This is a genomic window from Streptomyces luteireticuli (assembly GCF_041519305.1).
Lineage (GTDB): Bacteria > Actinomycetota > Actinomycetes > Streptomycetales > Streptomycetaceae > Streptomyces > Streptomyces luteireticuli.
In genome coordinates this window covers 5,634,695-5,651,456 of record NZ_CP167927.1, presented here as the reverse complement: position 1 = coordinate 5,651,456, position 16,762 = coordinate 5,634,695, and the positions used below count along the sequence as shown (strand labels likewise).

Sequence of the window (16,762 nt, the reverse complement as noted above, 5' to 3'; positions counted from 1 at the left end):
CGATCCTCCCGAGGTCCGACCGGACCAGGGCCCCGGAGGTGAACCCGTGTCAGGACGGCTGGTGCGCCACTCGTGCGCCGTGCTGCTGGCCGCCGCCGTCGCCCTGTCCGCCCCCGTCCCCCGCACCCACGCCGACCCGCCGCCCGGCCAGCCCGTCAGCGCCCTGCTCGGCCGGCTGCACACCCTCCACCGGTCCGCCGAGGAGGCCACCAGGGCGTACGACGCCACCGACGCGAAGCTGCGGCTGCAGCGCTCGGCGGTGGCCCGGTCCGAGGAGGAGCTGGCCCGGGCCAGGACCGAGCTGGCCGACAGCCGGGACGAGGCGGGCCGGCTGGCCCGCGAGCAGTACCGGGGCACCACCGAGGCCCTCTCCCCCGTCGTCACCTTCCTGTTCACCGCCGACCCGCGGCCCGCCCTGGACCGCCGGCACGAGCTCAGACGCGCCGCCGGGCGCCGGGCCGGCACGCTCGGCAGGCTCGCCGACGGAGCGCTGCGCATCTCCGCGCTCGCCCACCGGGCCCGCGAGGCCCTCGACGTCCAGCTGAGCCTCGCCGCGCAGAAGCAGCGGCAGCGCGACACCGCCCGGGACCGGCTCGACGAGGTCGAGAAGCTGCTGGCCGCGCTCACCCCGGGCCAACTGGCCGAGCTGCGGCGCCTGGAGGAGAAGGACACCGCCCCGGCGCAACCGCTCCTCGCCGGGAGCCCCCCGCCCACCCAGCACGGCGCGATGGCCGTCGACTTCGCCTACCAGCAGCTCGGCAAGCCCTATGTGTGGGGCGCGGCGGGCCCCTCCTCCTTCGACTGCTCGGGCCTCACCTCGCAGGCCTGGGCCCACGCGGGCAGCGCCATCCCGCGCACCAGCCAGGAGCAGTGGCGCGCCCTCCCCAAGGTGCCGCTGGACCGGCTGCGCCCCGGTGACTTGGTGGTCTACTTCCAGGGCGCCACCCATGTCGCCCTCTACGTCGGCGCCGGCCGGGTCATACAGGCGCCCCGGCCGGGCACGGTGGTGAAGGTCTCCCCGCTCACCGCCAACCCCCTGCTGGGGGCCGTACGACCGGACGCGGGCGACGAGCCGCTCGCCCCGCCCCTGCCCGTCCTCCTCGGCGGTGCGGCGGGCTCCCCCGCCCTCACGCGCCGGCCGGGGACGGACTGACCGCCCGCACCACCTCCCTCAGATACGCCTCCGCGGCCTCCGCCTCGAAGAGCCAGTCCTCGAAGTCGGCGGGCTCCGCGAAGCCGTTGGCGAAGCGGTCGGCGACCGGCTGGAGCCCGGCCGCGGCGCCGATCAGCCGCCGCAGATGGCCGGGCGCGGGCGCCAGCATCGCGTTGGTCCACCGCGTGGCGTGCCGGGCGTCCGCCGCCCACCAGCGGTCGAAGGCGGACCGCATCCACACCTCGTCGAACGGGGCGTCGCCGCGCTCCTCGATCGACGCCAGATACGAAGCGGCGCACCGGGACGCCGAGTTGGCGCCCTGGGTGGTGACCGGGTCGTTGACGACGACGGCGTCGCCGACCCCCAGGACGAGCCCGCCGGACGGCAGCCGCCCGACCGGGTCGCGGACGACCGGCGTATAGCGGCCGGCCAACGTGGCGCCCGCGTCGGTCAGTTCGACCTCGGTGGCCCGCCCGTACTCCCACGGTGTGAACCGCTCCACCAGGGCCAGCATCCGCGCCAGGTGCTCGGCGGGCCCGTCCGCCCCGCGGAAGACGTCGAGCGGCCCGCCGGGCAGGCCCTCCCAGAAGAGGATGTCGGCCCGGCCGGACAGGGTGAGCGCGGGTATCACCAGCAACTCCCCCACGCCGGGCACGATGTTGCAGCGCACCGCGTCGTACTCCGGGTGCTCCGGGCGCGGGCCCAGGCCGTGCACATACGCCAGGGCGAGGCAGCGCTGCGGGGCGGTGTACGGCGAGCGGGCCGCGTCCCGGGGGAAGAGGCCGGCCAGTTCGCCCTTGCCCGCGGCGACCAGCACCAGGTCGTAGCGGCGCGCGAAGTAGTCGAGGTCGCAGGCCGAGACCCCGTGCACGACGAGCCGGCCGCCGCGCGCGGCGAAGGTCTCCAGCCAGCCGGCCATCTTCAGCCGCTGGTCCACCGACTGGGCACAGCCCGCCAGCCGGCCGACCCAGTCGACGATGCGCCGCACCCGCCCGGTCCCGCCCGGTCCGGGCGGACCGGCCACGGAGACGCCCAGCCCCTCGATGCGCGGGGCGCGGCCGCTCCAGAAGTCGAGGCCGAGCGCGCGCTCGTGCCCGAGGGCGGAGGCGAACATGACCTGGGTCGAGGTGACCCGGCCGGAGCGCATCTCGTCGGCCGTGCGGCTGGAGACGAGCGTCACGTCGTACCCCCGGGCCTGGAGGCCGAGGGCGAGCTGGAGGCCGGACTGACCGGCCCCGACTATGAGGATCCGTCGCATGACTCCCTGTCCCGCCCCCGCTCAGCGCGGTTCGGGGGTGATGTCGAGGGCCCGGCCGACGAGGGTCAGCAGGGACTCCACGACCGTGATCCGCTTCCGGGCGTCCATGATCAGCACCGGTACGCCGGTGGCCAGGGACAGCGCCTCGCGCACCGCCTCCGTCTCGTAACGGGGCGTGCCCTCGAAGTGGTTGACGGCGACGATGTACGGCAGGCCGCTGCTCTCGAAGTAGTCGAGGGCCGGGAAGCAGTCCTCCAGCCGTCGGGTGTCGCACAGGACGACCGCGCCGATGGCCCCGCGCACCAGGTCGTCCCACATGAACCAGAAGCGCTTCTGGCCCGGGGTGCCGAACAGGTAGAGGACCAGGTCCGGTTCGAGGGTGATCCGGCCGAAGTCCATGGCGACGGTGGTGGTGTCCTTCTCCGGGACGGCGACGGAGTCGTCCACCTCCTCGCCGGCGACCGTCATCACGGCCTCCGTGCGCAGCGGGGTGATCTCCGAGACCGAGCCGACGAACGTCGTCTTGCCGACCCCGAAGCCGCCCGCGACGACGATCTTCGTGGCGGCGGGGGCCCGGGTCCGGCCGGGCGGCTGCCGCTCCGGCTGCTCCGGCTTCTCCCGGCCCCGTTCCGGTCCCGCTATGGTGTCAGATCCTGCGAAGTCCACACTGCACCCTTTCGAGCAGCGCGCGGTCGGGCCGGCCGGTGCCGTGACCGGGGCCGTAGACGCGGATTCTTCCCTGGTCGGCCAGGTCGCCGAGGAGGACCCGGACCACGCCCAGCGGCATCTTGAGCAGCGCGGAGACCTCGGCGACGGAGCGCAGCTTCCGGCACAGGCCGACGATCGCACCGATCTCGGGAAGCCCCCGGCCCGCCGCGTCCGCCTCGCCGCCGGGCGGCGTCTGGACGAACGTCTCCAGCTGGAGGACGTGTCCGCAGGGGGCGCGTCCGCCGGTGAACGAGTACGGCCGCACCCGCGCCGCGGTGCGTGCGCCGCTCACCGTACGGCCTCCACCGACTGCCGCAGCTCCCTGCGGAGTTCGGGGGTGAGCACATGCCCGGCCCGGCCGACGAAGAGCGCCATGTGGTAGGCGACGACGCTCATGTCGCAGTCGGGGGCGGTGTGGACGCCGAGCAGCGAGCCGTCGCTGATGGTCATCACGAAGAGGCTGCCCTCCTCCATGGCCACCATCGTCTGCTTGACGGTGCCGCCGTCCATCAGCGCCGCGGCCCCGGTGGTCAGACTGCCCAGGCCGGCGACGATGGTGGCCAGGTCGGCCGTGGAATGCCGGGGGCCCTCCGCCAGGCTCCCGCCGACGCGCTGCCCCTCCGGGTCGGAGGAGAGCAGCAGCAGACCGTCGGAGGAGACGACGGCGACCGACCGGACGCCGGGCACCTCCTCGACCACGTCGGTCAGCAGCCAGTGCAGGTTGCGGGCCTCGTGGCTCAGCCCGTACCCGGCGCCGCCGTGCGGGCCGGTGTCGATGGGGGTGACGGGGGTCGCCCCTCCGGAAAATGCAGTCAACCGCGTGCCTCCTCGACATCGCCGCCCTGGTCCGGCGCCCCGGGGCGGCGCCGATCACTGTCCCGCTGCCCGGCGAGTTCCTGCGCCACGTCGCGCCGTCCCTCCCGGGCCCCCTGCTGGAAGCCGGCGAGCTTGGCGCGCAGCGCCTCGGCGTCCACGCCCCGGCGCATCCGCTGCACCGGCGGCGGCTGCGGCACGGTGCGGGGGGTGCGCTTGGGCAGGCCGTTGCCGGTGGTGCCGCCCGCACCGTGGGCCGGCGGGGGCTCCGGGGCCGGCGGCCGGGCGTGCCGGCCGACGGCCGCCTGCGGACCGGACCCGGCGGGGCGCTGCTCCGGCACCGCCGGACGCACCCCGGGCGGGACGATCAGCTGGATGGTCGCCTCGTCCGGCGGGCCGGACGCCACGGGCTGCGGGGAGAAGCCCGCCATGCGCCGCGAACGTCCGGGAAGCTGATGGGAGTTGGCCTCGGCCGCCGCGCCCGGGAGGTGGACGGGAGGCGCGGTCGAGGTGCCCGGGACCGGCGGCGCGGCCTGCGGGTCGGTGACGGCCGGGGGGGCCGCGGGCAGCAGCCGGGCGGGCAGCACCACGACGGCCGTGATGCCGCCGGGCCGCTGCTCGCGCAGCTGGACGCGGACCCCGTGCCGGGCGGCGAGCCGGGCGACGACGTACAGGCCGAGGCCCATCACGGGCTCGTCCGCGTGGCCCGGGAGCACGGCGCCCGGCGGCTCCGGATCGCCCTGCGCCAGCAGGGAGTTGATCTCCTCCAGGCGGTCGGGGGCCATGCCGATGCCCTCGTCCTGGATGGAGAGCATCACATCGCCGTTCTCCAGGAGCCAGCCGGAAACCTGCACCGGGACGTCCGGCGGGGAGAACGCCGTGGCGTTCTCCAGGAGTTCGGCCGCCAGGTGGCTGACGTCGTCCGAGGCGAAGCCGGCGAGCTGGGCGCGGGCGGGCAGCGACTGGATGCGCACCCGCTCGTAGCGCTCGATCTCGCTGACGGAGGCGCGCAGCACGTCCAGCAGCGGCACCGCCCCCGCGTGCCCGCCGGCGTGCTCGGAACCGGCGAGGACCAGCAGGTTCTCGCTGTGCCGGCGCATCCGCGTGGCCAGGTGGTCGAGCTTGAAGAGGACGTCCAGCCGGTCCGGGTCCGCCTCGTGGGCCTCCATGGCCTCGATGACGGTCAGCTGCCGCTCGACGAGGCCCAGGGTGCGCAGCGACAGGCTGGCGCAGGTGCTGTGCGCCCGCCCGGCGTTCCGGACGGCCTCGGCCTCGCGCTGCCGGTCGCGCTCGCGCAGGGCGTCCCGCTCCGCGGCCAGGTCCTGGCGGGCGCCGTCCAGCCGGGCCCGCTCGCCCTCCAGCAGGTCGACACGCTCGCGCTGCCGCACGACCGTGCCGTGCAGCACGTTGACCGACCGGGCGATCTCGGCGAACTCGTCGTCGCGGCCCTTGACGGACACCGGCTCGCGGGCCGCCGGGTCGGCGCAGACCCGGCGGGCGCCGAGCCGCAGGGCGGCCAGCGGCCGGGTCACGGAGCGGGTGGAGCGCACCCCGGCCAGCAGGGCGACGAGGAAGCACACGCCGACGAGGGCGGCCCGGGTGCGCAGCGCGGTGACGTCCCGGTCGTGCACGCGCCCCAGGTGGGCGGCCTCGGCGGCGGCGAGGTCGGACTCGACGCCGCGCGTCCTCTCCAGCCGGAGGGTCAGCGCCGTGCGCAGCGCCTCGGCCTCCGCCGGGGTGGCCGAGGGCGGCTGCGGGCCGGCGAACAGGGCGGTCAGCCTGCTCTCCGCCGCGGTGGCCCCGGGGGTCCCCACCGCCCGGGCGTAGGCGTCCCTGGCCTTGGCCGGGGCGAGTTGGGCGAAGTCGGCGAGGGCGGCGCGCTCCCGGGTGTCGGTCTGCTGCGCGGCGGCGGCGAGGGCGGGCCGGTCGCCGCGGGCAGCGAAGGAGGCGAGGAGCAGGCCGCGGGTGGCGGACGCCTCCTCGGCGACGCGCCCGAGCAGGGCCACGGCCTCCGCGTCCCCCGTCCCGGCCCGGGCCGGGAGCCGGGCCGCCAGGGTGCCGGCGACGCCGTGCAGGGCCTGCACGGTGGCGGTGTACTGGCGGAAGACGGTGAGCGCGTCGGCGTTGCCGGTCAGCACCGTGCGCCGCTGCCGGGTCAGTTCCTCCAGCCGCTCGCGCACCCCGGCGGGCAGGGCCGTGCGGGACGAACGGGCCGTCAGGAAGGCGCCCAGCCTGCGGTCCACCGCGGCCCGCCGCGCGGTGAGCGCGCCGGGCACGCCGCCGCGCCCGCCCGCCACGTACACCGTCGTCGCGTCCCGCTCGTCGGCCAGGGAGTGGGCGAGGCGCACCGCGTCGTCGGCCGCCCCGGCCAGCGGGACCAGCCGGCCGGAGTCACCGGCGTCCCGCGACGCGTCGGCCACGCCCAGGGCCCCCGCCCCCAGGACCGCCAGGGAGGCGAGCACGACGGAGAGGGCCAGCCGGTTGCGGGCGCGCGCGGTGCGCTCGGGCACGCCCGTGGTCTGCTGCTCTCTCTGTCCGCCCCGAAGCCGCTTCTTCCGCACCGGTGCTCACATTCCGCTCTGTGTGGTCTCGTCGGTCCCGTCCGTCCACCCCCTGGCGCTGAAGTGGACCTTGTCAGCACGGCAGCGGGGCATGCGGCCGTCACCGGCCCGCCCACTCGAAGGAGTGGGGTTCCGTCCCGGAAGTTGCCGTGATCGTCGGTGTCGTTCCCTCCCCCGGCAACCGCCACCTGATAAACCGCCCGGCACGCCGGAAGGATGCGCGCCAACCTCCGTGGAAATCACGGCTCGTGCGGCGGCTCGGGCACACTGGCCCCATGCGCATCGAACTGGCCGGGCTGCCGGGCGACCCGTCCCGGCCGAACGAGGACTTCGTCTCCGCCGTCCTGCCCTCCTCGGGGCGGGGCGGCGCGCTGGTCCTGCTGGACGGGGTGACCCCGCCGCCGGACGGCGACGACGGCTGCGTGCACTCGGTCGCCTGGTTCACGGCGCGTCTGGGCGGCGCACTCGTGGAACTGTGCGCCGCCCGGCGGGAGATGAGCCTGCGCGCGTGCCTGGCGGAGGCGATCGTCCGCACCGCGGCCGCCCACGGCGACGGGTGCGACCTCGCGCACCGCCGCACCCCGCAGGCCACGGTCGTCCTGGCCCGCTGGGACGGTACGCGGGTGGAGCATCTGGTGCTGTCCGACTCCGTGCTCCTGGTCGAGGCCGCGGACGGGGCCGTCACCGCCGTCCTGGACGACCGCATCGCACGACTCGCCGCGCGCGGGCCGGTCACCGACGCCCAACGCAACGCGGAGGGTGGGTTCTTCACGGCCGCGGCGGATCCGGCGGTGGTCTCGCGGGCGGTCACGGGTGTGCTGCCGCGGGCCGAGGTGCGGGCGTTGGCGGCGCTGAGCGACGGGGCGTCGCGGTGGGTGGAGGTGTTCCGTGCCGGTGACTGGGCGCAGTGCCTTGGCCTTCTCGCGAAGTCCGGGCCCTCGGCCCTGATCGACCGGGTGCGGGCGGCGGAGCTGGCGGATCCGCAGTGTGCGGCGTTCCGACGGGGGAAGGCGCATGACGACGCGTCGGCGGTGTACGTGGAGTTGTAGCAGCCGCCGCGTTCGCGGCGGATTTGTCCCCCACCCCGCCCTTTCACCGTTTCTTCCGGGGGAGACCCCCGGACCCCCATTCGCCCTTCGGGCGAAGTCCTCAAGCGCCGGACGGGCTGAAATGGCGCGCCGATCCAGCCCGTCCGGCGTTTGAGGACGAACGCGGCGCAGCCGCGTTGCACCCCGCGCGGAGCGCAAAGAAACGGTGAAAGGGCGGGCCAGGGGCTCTCTACCCCCCAAGACTCACATTCAGCTGATGCAACAGCCGCGCCAGCTCCCCGATCTCCCCCCGGTCCCATCCCTCCAGCCGCCGCACGTACTCGCCCCGCCTCGCCTCCCGCACACGTACGAAACGGGCCCGGCCCTCCTCCGTCAGTTCGACGAGCGACGCCCGTCCGTCCGCCGGATCCGGGGTGCGGGTCACGAGTCCGAGCTCGTCCAGCGCCCGCAGCTGCCGGCTCATCGTCGCCTTGCCGACGCCGATGTACGACGCGAGGTCCGTCGCCCGCTGGCGGCCCGTGTCGGCGAGGAGGACGAGGAGTCCGTACGCCGCCGGCTCCAGCTCGGGGTGGACCTCGCGCGCCATCTCGCCGGAGGTGGCCCGCGCACGGCGCAGGAACACGGACAGCTCGCGCTCCAGGGCGAGGAACGACTGGTCCCCGCCGTCGGCTGGCGGCGGTGTGGCGGCGGTCTGGTGCACGGTGGCCCTCTCCGGCTCGGCAGGGGTCTGAAGGCCCCGACAGTATTTCGCAGGTTCGGACCAGCTACAGCACCGCCATCCGGGTATGACATGGACACACCACCCCACGGGAAATCCCCACGGGAATCCGGAGGCGGCAGCATGCCCAGATCCAGACCCCGAACCGCCGCGATCGCCCTACTCGCCCTCCTCGCCCTGCTCCTCGCCCTCCCCGGCACCGCCCGGGCGTCCGGCTTCGCCCCGCCCCGCCCGGCCCACCCCGAGCGCGACTGGCTGGGCTCGACCGTCCGCGCCCACGAGGGCGGCCGCAGCCCCAATTTCCCGCCGCCCGTGGCCGCGTCCGTGGAGGGCGTGGACGTCAGCAGCCACAACGGCAACGTCCCCTGGGGCACCCTGTGGGACTCCGGCGTCCGCTTCGCCTACACCAAGGCCACCGAGGGCACCGGCTACACCAACCCCTACTTCGCCCAGCAGTACGACGGCTCCTACGACGCCGGCATGATCCGCGGCGCGTACCACTTCGCCCTGCCCGACCACTCCTCCGGCGCCGCGCAGGCCAACTACTTCGTGGACCACGGCGGCGGCTGGTCCGGCGACGGGAAGACCCTGCCGGGCGTGCTGGACATGGAGTACAACCCCTACGGCGGCACCTGTTACGGGATGAGCGCGAGCTCCCTCGTCTCCTGGACGAAGGACTTCTTCGCCACCTACCGGGCCCGCACCGGCCGCGACGCGGTCATCTACACCGCCACCGCCTGGTGGCGGCAGTGCACCGGCGACAACGGCTCGTTCGGCTCGGTGAACCCGCTGTGGATCCCGCGGTACGGCTCCTCGCCCGGGACACTCCCCAACGGCTGGGGCTTCCACACGTTCTGGCAGTACACCGACACCGGCCCGACCGTCGGCGACCACAACCGCTTCAACGGCTCGATGTCCCGCCTCCAGGCACTGGCCGACGGATGACGGATGACGGATGACGGATGACGGACACGACCGTGCCCCCGGCCCGTCGGCGCCGGGGGCACGGTCACAACACGGAGGGGATCAGCCGCAGTTGCCCGCCGGGCGGTGCCGCGTGACCAGGTCGGTGTAGCCGGTGGTGGCGTCCAGCCACACCACCCGCCGGCCGCTCTCGGCCACGCCGCCCAGCTGCTCACCGCGGTTGCAGGAGACCCGCGCCTTCTGCCCGCCGTCCGGCGTGAACTGCCAGATCTTGGCCAGGCTCTCGTTGCGCGGCTCGGCGGACGGCGTCTGGGCCGTGACGGTCACCGCGTCCTCGGAGGCCGACAACGAGACGGCGGTCAGCGCGTCCCTGCCCTCGGCCGGGCTGACGTCGACGACCCCCGTACCGTCCAGGTTGGCCCGGCGCACCGCGGTCGGGGCGTTCCACTCCTTGCCGTCCAGCCAGTACACGTACTTGGAGGTGACGGCGGTCCGCCCGAGGTACCGGTCCGGATCCACGTCCTGCACCACGTTCCGCTTGCCGGTGGCGACGTCCAGGACCTCGACGGCCAGCTTCGGCGCGGTGGCCCCTGCCCGGTACGCGTCGACGAAGGCGATCCGGCCGTTGCTGAGCGACGGATAGCTCGTGGAGGCGAAGCGGCCGGCCCCGGCGGGGTCGACGAAGACCGTGTCCGTCTCGCCCAGCTTCACATACGCCACACGCGTGCTGCGCCGGCCGTTGACCTCGAAGGCGATCGTCTTCCCCTCGACGCTCACCGGCCCATAGCCGTACCGGTTGGAGTACAGCGTCTTGATGGGACCGCCGGAGAGCGACCGGGCGAGGAGCTCGACGTTGCGGGCCTTGTAGGCCGCCCAGACCACGGTCTTGCCGTCGGTGACCGGATTGACGTGGTAGCGGCCGTCGTTGGGGCTGATCAGCCTGGGCGAACCCGAGCCGTCGATGCGCCCGGCCCATACCGAGTACGCCTCGGTGCCGTCGTCGTTGGACTTGGACGCGGCCCACCAGCCGCCGCCCGCGCCGGGGTGGGTCGAGTCGGTGTTGACCCGGCCGAAGAGCTGGTCGGAGTCCACGCCGAGGGCGAGCTCCCAGCCCGGGACGATGCCGTGGCCGTTGAACGCCCGCTCGACCGCGCGCAGTTGCCCGGCGTCGAGCTTGAGGTCCTTGGCCGCGGCGAGGACCGCGGCGCGCCCCTCGGTGAAGCCGTCGAGCGGGGTCATGTACTCGGTGAGCGCCTTGTAGACGACCTTGTCGGCGAGCGAACGGCCGACGTCCTTGCGGATGTCCCACAGCGCGCCGGAGAAGATCGTGGAGTTGAGGTGGACGCCGCCGTTGTCGGTACCGAAGGCGACGCCGAGGAAGGACTTGGAGGTGGTCCTCCCGTCGTTGAGGTCGCGGAACGCGCACTCGCGCGGGGACTTGGTGCGGCAGAGCGTGTCGCCGAGCAGCCCGGAGTCGGGGCTGTCCATGGAGATGCCGAGGGTGTCGGTCTTGATGGCGTTGCCGAAGTAGTCGGCTATCGCCTCGTTCATGGCCCCGGACTGGCCCGCGTAGACGAGGTTGGCGGAGTTCTCGACCACGCCGTGGGTCATCTCGTGCCCCACCACGTCCAGGCCCGAGGACATCGGCCGGTACTCCTGGTCCCCGTTGCCGTACACCATCTTGGTGCCGTCCCAGAAGGCGTTGACGTACGGCATCCCGTAGAAGGTCACGCCCACGATGGAGTTGAGCTCGCCGCCGTGGCCGTTGAGGCTGTTGCGGCCGTGCTGCGTGCGGTAGTAGTCGTAGACCTTGCCCGCGGCCCAGTGCGCGTCCACCGCGCCGGCCTCGGTCGCCTCCTTGCCGAAGGCGGGGGTCTCCGAGCCGAACACCTCGACGCCCCAGGGCCACTTCCCGGAGACGTCGGCGACGGTCAGCTTGCGGCCGTCGAAGGTGGCGATGTCCTTCTTGCTGCTGTCGCGCATGCGCGAGTGGTCGACCATGACGTATTGCTTGCGCTGCTCCTGGTAGGAGAGCTGGAGGTCGACGTTCCTGCCGTCGAGCCGGGCGCCGGAGCCGTTGACGGTGGGCTGCTCGGCGGGCGCGTCGGCGGCCTTCGCGGACCTCCGCTCCGCCTGCTTGCCGTCGCCGCTCACAGCGACGGCCTTCGGCGCGCCGAACGTCTTGATGCCGCTGTACTGGAGCACCGGGTAGCCGGACTTCGCGTCGATGTACACCTCGTTCAGCACCGGCTGCTTGGTGGCCGGGTCCGTGCCGTGCACGGTGACGTGCTGGGTGAGGACGCCTTGTCCCTTGGGCAGGACGACCAGCCCGCGCGCGGTGCCGGCGAGCGGGTACTCCGCGTCGTCGGCCTGGACGCGGGCGCCGGGTCTGTGGGCGCGGAGGCCGGTGGCGGTGGCCTCGACGGCGCGGTCGACGGCGAGTTCCTCGTCGACCTCGGGGGTGGTGCCGGCGGTCAGCCCGGTGAAGTACTTGCCGGAGGTGCCGGTGACGACGCGCTTGCCGTTCTTGTGCTCCATGCGCACGACGTACTGGCCGCCGAGGACCTCGACGCCCTTGTGCTTCTGCTGGAGGCGGACGGTCTCGGTGGCACCGGAGTTCACCGTCTGTACGGGCTTGAGGTCGCGGCCGGGGTCGGCGATGCGGTACCGCCCCTCCTTGGCCGCCAGGTGCCCGCGCGCGGCGTCGGCCGCGCTGCCGTCGGCCCTGACGGGCTCCCGGATGCCGGTCACCAGCGCGGGAGTTGCGGTCCTCAGCCCCGGTATCACCTGGCCGGGACCGGCGCCGGGGGCCGGATCCGCCGCGTGCGCGGGGGCGGCCGATACGACGAGTGCGGCGGCGCCCATCAGCGCCGCCGCACCCGTGATGCCGCTCCGTGCTCCGGATCTTCTGGAACGTGCACTGGGATTGCGCAAGGTATCCCCTCCACGTCATGCCCCATGGGCATGCCTTTGGCATGCTCCACGACCGGTCGACGACCGGCTCCTTTGGGCAGGGCAATGCAAGCGGTAGTGATGCTCGGCGCTCAACGGCGGGTTCGCGCCGGGGGGTTACTTTCGGCCGGGCGGTGTGGAGCGGGACCCATCGGGGTACTGACGGGTGGGCATTCTTCTACTACTATGCAAACAACTCGGAGAAGTTCAGAGGGTTCGGAGAAGTTCAGAAGGTGGGGCCATGTCCGGCATACGCCGCGCACTCGTCACTCTGCTCATGTATCTGCTGGCCGCCGCGGCCTTCCTGGCGGTCTACCTCCATCTCGGGGACCGGCTCCCCGACCACCTCGCGACGCACTTCGACGGCACCAGCGCGGACGACTACTCCAGCCGCGGCTCCTTCCTCGCCGCCTCCCTCGGCACACTGGGCGGCCTCGGCGCCCTGCTCGGCGGCGTGTCGGCACTCCGCGGGACACCGGCGCAGCAGCGCGGACTGACCGTCCTCGGCTGCACGGTGGCCGGGATCGTCGGCTACGGGCTCACGTCGGTGCTGCTCGTCAACGCGGACGCCACGGACCCCGCGGATGTCCGGCTGCCCGTGTGGCGGCTGCTCACCGCCCTCGGCGCCGGGGCCGTCACGGGCGCGGCCGGCTGGCTGCTGTCCGGCAAGGGCGCGCCGGACACTGTGGGGCGCGGCCCCGCCGGGCCGGTGGAGCAACTCCCGCTGGCCGACGGTGAGTCGGCCGTGTGGACGCACGCTGTCGGCTCCCGTGTGCTGCCGCTGGCGGGCGCGGGCACGCTCGCTCTGGCCGTGGTGCTCGGACTGACCGTCGGCTTGACCTCCGTCGTCCTGACGCTCGCGATCGGGCTGCCGTTGACCGCCCTGACCAAGGCCCGGGTCACCGTGGACCGGCGAGGCATCACCATCGCCCCGGTCTCCCTCCCCCGCCTCCGCGTCACCATTCCACTGGAGCGGGTGGTGGACGCGTCCCGCCGCGAGGTCAACCCCTGGCGGGAGTTCGGGGGCTGGGGCTACCGCGTCGTCCCCGGGGCGAGCGGACTGATCCTGCGCTCCGGCGAGGCCCTGTCCGTACGCCTCACCACCGGCAGCGAGTTCGTCGTCACCGTGGACGACGCGGCGACGGCCGCGGCCCTGCTCAACACCCTGGCCGCCCGCGAGCGCACCGCCAAGGGCTGATGATGCTGTTCCGGGTGGACCCCAACTCCCCACTGCCGCTGGCCGACCAGGTCGCCGCCTGCGTCCGGGGCGCGATCAGCGACGGCACGGTGCACCCCGGCGAGCGCCTCCCCGCCGCCGGCCGCCTCGCCGAGTCCCTCGGCATCAATGTGCACACGGTGCTCCGCGGCTACCAGCAGCTGCGCGACGAGGGCCTGATCGAACTGCGGCGCGGCCGGGGCGCGGTGGTGACGCAGTCCGCGACCCCGGGGCGTACGCGCCTGCTGGCGCATGCGCGCGATCTGGTGGTGGAGGCGCGGGGGCTGGGGATGTCCGACGAGGACGTCCTGGCCCTGGTACGGGCCTCGCTGACCGAAGACCGATGACGCCCCGGAAGCCGGACTCCCCTCGCCGCCACGGCTCCGGCCGCCGCCGCTCCACTCGTCGCCGCCTCCCCCGGGACGGCTTCCGCGGCGGCGCGACGGCCTCGGGGACCTGCGAGGAAGCCGAGTACACCAGGCAGTGCAGCTACGCCAAGTAGTCCCCAGTACCGACAGCCGTCAACGACGGCCCCACGACGCCGTGGCGACCGTCCGCCCGCCCGCGTCCTTCAGCGTCGCCTTGTCCTTGGTGTTGTTCCAGACGTACGCCCGCCGGTTCTGGTACACGTCCTTGGCCGTGTCCTTCCCCTTGCCGGTGTGCACGCGCACCGACGCGTGCGGCGCGAGGCGGACCTTGCCGAACGTGTAGACGTGCCGCGAAGTGTCGCTCAGCGTCCAACGGTTGAGCTCCACCGCCTTCTTGCCGGTGTTGGTGATCGTCACCCACTCGGCGTTGAGGCTCTTCTGGGAACGGTCGTCCTTGCCCGGGCTGTCGTACTGGATCTTGCCGAACACCACGGGGTTCTTCGGGGCCGCGGAGGCGGGCACGGCCACGGAGGCGAGCGCGACACCGCAGGCGGCGGCGGTGGCGAGGCGGGCTATGACTCGGGACAAGGGAACCTCTGCTCTCCGGCGCGCGGGACGCGCCCTGTACGGCCCGGCGGACCACCGGGCCCGATCACTCTGCCGCAGAAGCAACCGTCCCGTGCCCGGAATCGATCCCCATGTGACGGACTCGGCACCACCCGCAACACGATCGTTACCGCGTCACATCACGTCACACCGCGTCGACCAGCCGGGAGATGCCGTCCCTCCCCTGCCCGGCCGCGATGGCCCGCCGGGCCGTGGCAAGGGCCGCGCCGATCACGCCCGTGTCGAGCCCGCGCGCCTCGGACGCCTCGACGACATGCTCCATGCCCGCCGCCAGCGAGACGACGGTGGACTGGTCGCCCGGGTGCTCGCCGGCGTCCACCTGCTCCGCGAACAGGGGCACCATATGGGTCAGCAGATCGCCGATCCCCAGGGCGTACGGGGCGAGTTCCGCCGCCCGGATGTTCTCCGTCCGGGCAAGGGCCAGCGCGTGCAGGTAGCCGCTCACGGCCGTCCAGCAGAAGTCGAGCACCGCCACGTCGAAGGCGGCGGCCCGGCCGGGGTCCGTGCCGAGGTGGTCGGCCCGCCCGCCGAAGGCCGCCAGCGTGGCCCGGTGCGCGGCGAATTCCTCCTCCGGACCGCTGTAGATGACGACCGCGCCGTCCGTCCCGATCGACACCGCGGGCGTCAGGATCGAACCGTCGAGGTAGCCGATGCCGTGCGCGGCCGCCCACGCGGCGGCCTCCCGGGCCCGGTCCGGGGAGTCCGCGGTGAGGTTCACCAGCGTCCGCCGGCGCAGCGTCTCCGCCACCGGCCGGACGATCGCGTGCACCGCGCTGTAGTCGATCACGCACACGATCACCAACGGGCTTGCGGCCACTGCCTCCTCGACCGTCGCGGCGAGGACGGCGCCGCGGCCGACCAGGTCGTCGGCCCTCCCGGGCGACCGGTTCCAGACGGTGACGCGGTGCCCGGCCGAGAGCAGCGCGCCGGCGAGGGCCCGCCCCATGGGCCCGAGCCCGAGCACAGTGACGGATGAGACGGGTGAGATGGGCGAGACGGGTGAAACGTGATTGCTGCTGTCCAGGGAATTCGTCATGCTGGCGAAGCTAAACCTTCACGTCGACGTGAAGGTCAACTCGCCGTGACGGGGGTCACTTTGCGCATCGGAGAGCTGTCCCGGCGTTCGGGCGTCACGCCGCGCGCCCTGCGCTACTACGAGGAGCAGGGCCTGCTCCGGCCGGAACGCCGCCCCAGCGGCTACCGCGAGTACGGCGAGGACGACGTACGGACCGTCCGCAACGTCCGCACCCTTCTCGCCGCGGGACTGGGCACGGCGACGATCGCCGAGGTCCTGCCGTGCACGGCCGAGGCGGACGGACTGCTGCTGCCGGGGTGCGCCCCGCTGGCGGAGGAGGTGCTCCGGGAGCGGGACCGGATCCGGTCGACGATCGGCGAACTCGCCTCCGCGCTGGAGCTGCTGGAGGAATTGATCGACCGCTCGGAGCTGGAGAGCCCGGAGCTCGACAGCCCGGACGGGACGCGGACGCACCCGGTGCTCCCCGGACGATCGCAAGGCCCCAACGGCCCTTGGCACGGGCGGAGTCCACGCCCTAGCGTTTCTCCATGACCGACACCACCGGACCGCTGGAGCGCGACCGGCACCGCACCGTCTTCGGCGAGGTCGCCGAGCAGTACGACGCCGGCCGCCCCGGCTATCCGGACCGACTCGTCAGCGACGTACTGGAGTTCACCGGGCTTCCCGCCGTCGAGGCCCTGGAGGTCGGTGCCGGGACGGGCAAGGCCACGCGGGCCTTCGCCGCCCGTCCCGGCGTCACGCTGACGTGCCTCGAACCGGACCCGCGCATGGCCGCCGTCCTGTCCCGCACCTGTGCGGGCCGCCCCCATGTCACCGTCGTGGAGACGGATTTCGAGACCTGGCGCCCGCCGGACCGGCACCGCTTCGATCTCCTCCTCTCCGCCCAGGCGTGGCACTGGACGGCCCCGGAGGTGCGCTGGTCCCTGGCGAGGGAGAATCTGCGGCCGGGCGGGACCATCGCCCTGTTCTGGAACGACTGGTACGTGTCGGACGACGCCCTCCGCGAGGCCGTCGCCGCCGTGCACGACCGCCACCTCCCCGACCGGCCCCCGCACTCCATCCTGGAGAAGGTCCCGCGCGACTCCGTCATGGCCCGCGACTCATGGGTGCCCCGCGAACTCCTCGCCGACGGCGGCTTCACGGACGTCACACACCGCCAGTACCCCTCCGTGCACCACCGCTCGACGGCCGGCCTCGTCGACGTCCTCTCCTCGCTCTCCTTCTACCGCGCCCTGCGGCCGGCCACGCGCGAGGCGCTCCTCGCGGACACCGCGCGGGCCGTGGACGCGCACGGCGGAGGTCTGCGGCTGGACACCCGGACGGGGCTGTTCCTGGCCCGGACGGTGGCCGGGGGGTGACCGGGAGGTGACCCCTCGCAC

At 73.9% G+C, this 16,762-nt stretch carries 17 protein-coding genes; 8 read left to right on the top strand and 9 right to left on the bottom strand.

All coding sequences use genetic code 11. The features are described from left to right. The first annotated feature begins 46 nt into the window (after positions 1–46). On the top strand, positions 47–1,153 hold the full coding sequence (locus tag AB8735_RS25460; protein WP_372409608.1) for an NlpC/P60 family protein: 1,107 nt from the start codon (positions 47–49) through the stop codon (positions 1,151–1,153). On the opposite strand, the gene AB8735_RS25455 is transcribed toward AB8735_RS25460, so the two are convergent. The 5 genes from AB8735_RS25455 to AB8735_RS25435 are packed head-to-tail and all read right to left on the bottom strand — an operon-like array spanning position 1,128 to position 6,442. Further along, complete coding sequence (locus tag AB8735_RS25455) at positions 1,128–2,411, bottom strand: styrene monooxygenase/indole monooxygenase family protein (protein ID WP_372409607.1); 1,284 nt, start codon at positions 2,409–2,411, stop codon at positions 1,128–1,130. The two genes, AB8735_RS25460 and AB8735_RS25455, sit on opposite strands and share 26 nt — an antisense overlap. Positions 2,412–2,432: 21 nt before the next feature. Continuing rightward, positions 2,433–3,053, bottom strand: coding sequence for an ATP/GTP-binding protein (locus AB8735_RS25450; RefSeq protein ID WP_372411914.1), 621 nt, complete (start codon positions 3,051–3,053; stop codon positions 2,433–2,435). 4 nt (positions 3,054–3,057) lie between these two features. Continuing rightward, entirely contained in the window at positions 3,058–3,411 is a 354-nt protein-coding gene (locus AB8735_RS25445; protein ID WP_372409605.1) for a DUF742 domain-containing protein, read from the bottom strand. Beyond that, a complete protein-coding gene (locus AB8735_RS25440; protein WP_372411913.1) occupies positions 3,408–3,896 on the bottom strand; it encodes a roadblock/LC7 domain-containing protein in 489 nt (162 codons plus the stop codon). The genes AB8735_RS25445 and AB8735_RS25440 overlap by 4 nt, the downstream gene beginning before the upstream one ends. A gap of 35 nt (positions 3,897–3,931) precedes the next feature. After that, on the bottom strand, positions 3,932–6,442 hold the full coding sequence (locus AB8735_RS25435) for a nitrate- and nitrite sensing domain-containing protein (protein WP_372409604.1): 2,511 nt from the start codon (positions 6,440–6,442) through the stop codon (positions 3,932–3,934). A gap of 326 nt (positions 6,443–6,768) precedes the next feature. On the opposite strand from AB8735_RS25435, the gene AB8735_RS25430 reads away from it, so the two are divergent. Beyond that, positions 6,769–7,542 carry a hypothetical protein gene (locus AB8735_RS25430; RefSeq protein WP_372409603.1) on the top strand — a complete coding sequence of 258 codons (774 nt, stop codon included), beginning with the start codon at positions 6,769–6,771 and terminating at the stop codon, positions 7,540–7,542. A gap of 229 nt (positions 7,543–7,771) precedes the next feature. Here AB8735_RS25430 and AB8735_RS25425 read toward each other — a convergent pair whose 3' ends face one another. Next, positions 7,772–8,242 carry a MarR family winged helix-turn-helix transcriptional regulator gene (locus tag AB8735_RS25425; RefSeq protein ID WP_372409601.1) on the bottom strand — a complete coding sequence of 157 codons (471 nt, stop codon included), beginning with the start codon at positions 8,240–8,242 and terminating at the stop codon, positions 7,772–7,774. 141 nt (positions 8,243–8,383) lie between these two features. Here AB8735_RS25425 and AB8735_RS25420 point away from each other — a divergent pair, with 141 nt between their 5' ends. After that, positions 8,384–9,205 carry a lysozyme gene (locus AB8735_RS25420; protein WP_372409599.1) on the top strand — a complete coding sequence of 274 codons (822 nt, stop codon included), beginning with the start codon at positions 8,384–8,386 and terminating at the stop codon, positions 9,203–9,205. Between the two features lie 81 nt (positions 9,206–9,286). Here the strand turns inward: AB8735_RS25420 and AB8735_RS25415 are convergent, their stop codons facing one another. Next, the gene (locus AB8735_RS25415) at positions 9,287–12,049 is read right to left on the bottom strand and encodes a M4 family metallopeptidase (protein WP_372409598.1); all 2,763 of its coding nucleotides are present in this window, start codon (positions 12,047–12,049) and stop codon (positions 9,287–9,289) included. A 328-nt stretch (positions 12,050–12,377) separates the two neighbouring features. Between AB8735_RS25415 and AB8735_RS25410 the strand changes: the two genes are divergently transcribed. From AB8735_RS25410 to AB8735_RS25400, 3 genes are read left to right on the top strand one after another with little or no spacing between them, the layout of a single operon-like run. Then, positions 12,378–13,334 carry a hypothetical protein gene (locus AB8735_RS25410; protein ID WP_372409597.1) on the top strand — a complete coding sequence of 319 codons (957 nt, stop codon included), beginning with the start codon at positions 12,378–12,380 and terminating at the stop codon, positions 13,332–13,334. A 2-nt stretch (positions 13,335–13,336) separates the two neighbouring features. Further along, positions 13,337–13,699, top strand: a complete 363-nt coding sequence (locus tag AB8735_RS25405) for a GntR family transcriptional regulator (protein ID WP_344024300.1) — start codon at positions 13,337–13,339, stop codon at positions 13,697–13,699. After that, on the top strand, positions 13,696–13,854 hold the full coding sequence (locus tag AB8735_RS25400) for a hypothetical protein (RefSeq protein ID WP_372409595.1): 159 nt from the start codon (positions 13,696–13,698) through the stop codon (positions 13,852–13,854). The genes AB8735_RS25405 and AB8735_RS25400 overlap by 4 nt, the downstream gene beginning before the upstream one ends. Positions 13,855–13,873: 19 nt before the next feature. On the opposite strand, the gene AB8735_RS25395 is transcribed toward AB8735_RS25400, so the two are convergent. Both AB8735_RS25395 and AB8735_RS25390 read right to left on the bottom strand, forming a co-directional pair. Beyond that, the gene (locus tag AB8735_RS25395; RefSeq protein WP_344024241.1) at positions 13,874–14,308 is read right to left on the bottom strand and encodes a lamin tail domain-containing protein; all 435 of its coding nucleotides are present in this window, start codon (positions 14,306–14,308) and stop codon (positions 13,874–13,876) included. Positions 14,309–14,471: 163 nt separating this feature from the next. Beyond that, positions 14,472–15,383, bottom strand: coding sequence for an NAD(P)-dependent oxidoreductase (locus AB8735_RS25390; RefSeq protein WP_372409592.1), 912 nt, complete (start codon positions 15,381–15,383; stop codon positions 14,472–14,474). A gap of 45 nt (positions 15,384–15,428) precedes the next feature. On the opposite strand from AB8735_RS25390, the gene AB8735_RS25385 reads away from it, so the two are divergent. Both AB8735_RS25385 and AB8735_RS25380 read left to right on the top strand, forming a co-directional pair. Then, complete coding sequence (locus tag AB8735_RS25385) at positions 15,429–15,914, top strand: MerR family transcriptional regulator (protein ID WP_372409591.1); 486 nt, start codon at positions 15,429–15,431, stop codon at positions 15,912–15,914. Beyond that, entirely contained in the window at positions 15,911–16,741 is an 831-nt protein-coding gene (locus AB8735_RS25380) for a trans-aconitate 2-methyltransferase (RefSeq protein WP_372409589.1), read from the top strand. The genes AB8735_RS25385 and AB8735_RS25380 overlap by 4 nt, the downstream gene beginning before the upstream one ends. The last annotated feature ends 21 nt before the right edge of the window (positions 16,742–16,762 follow it).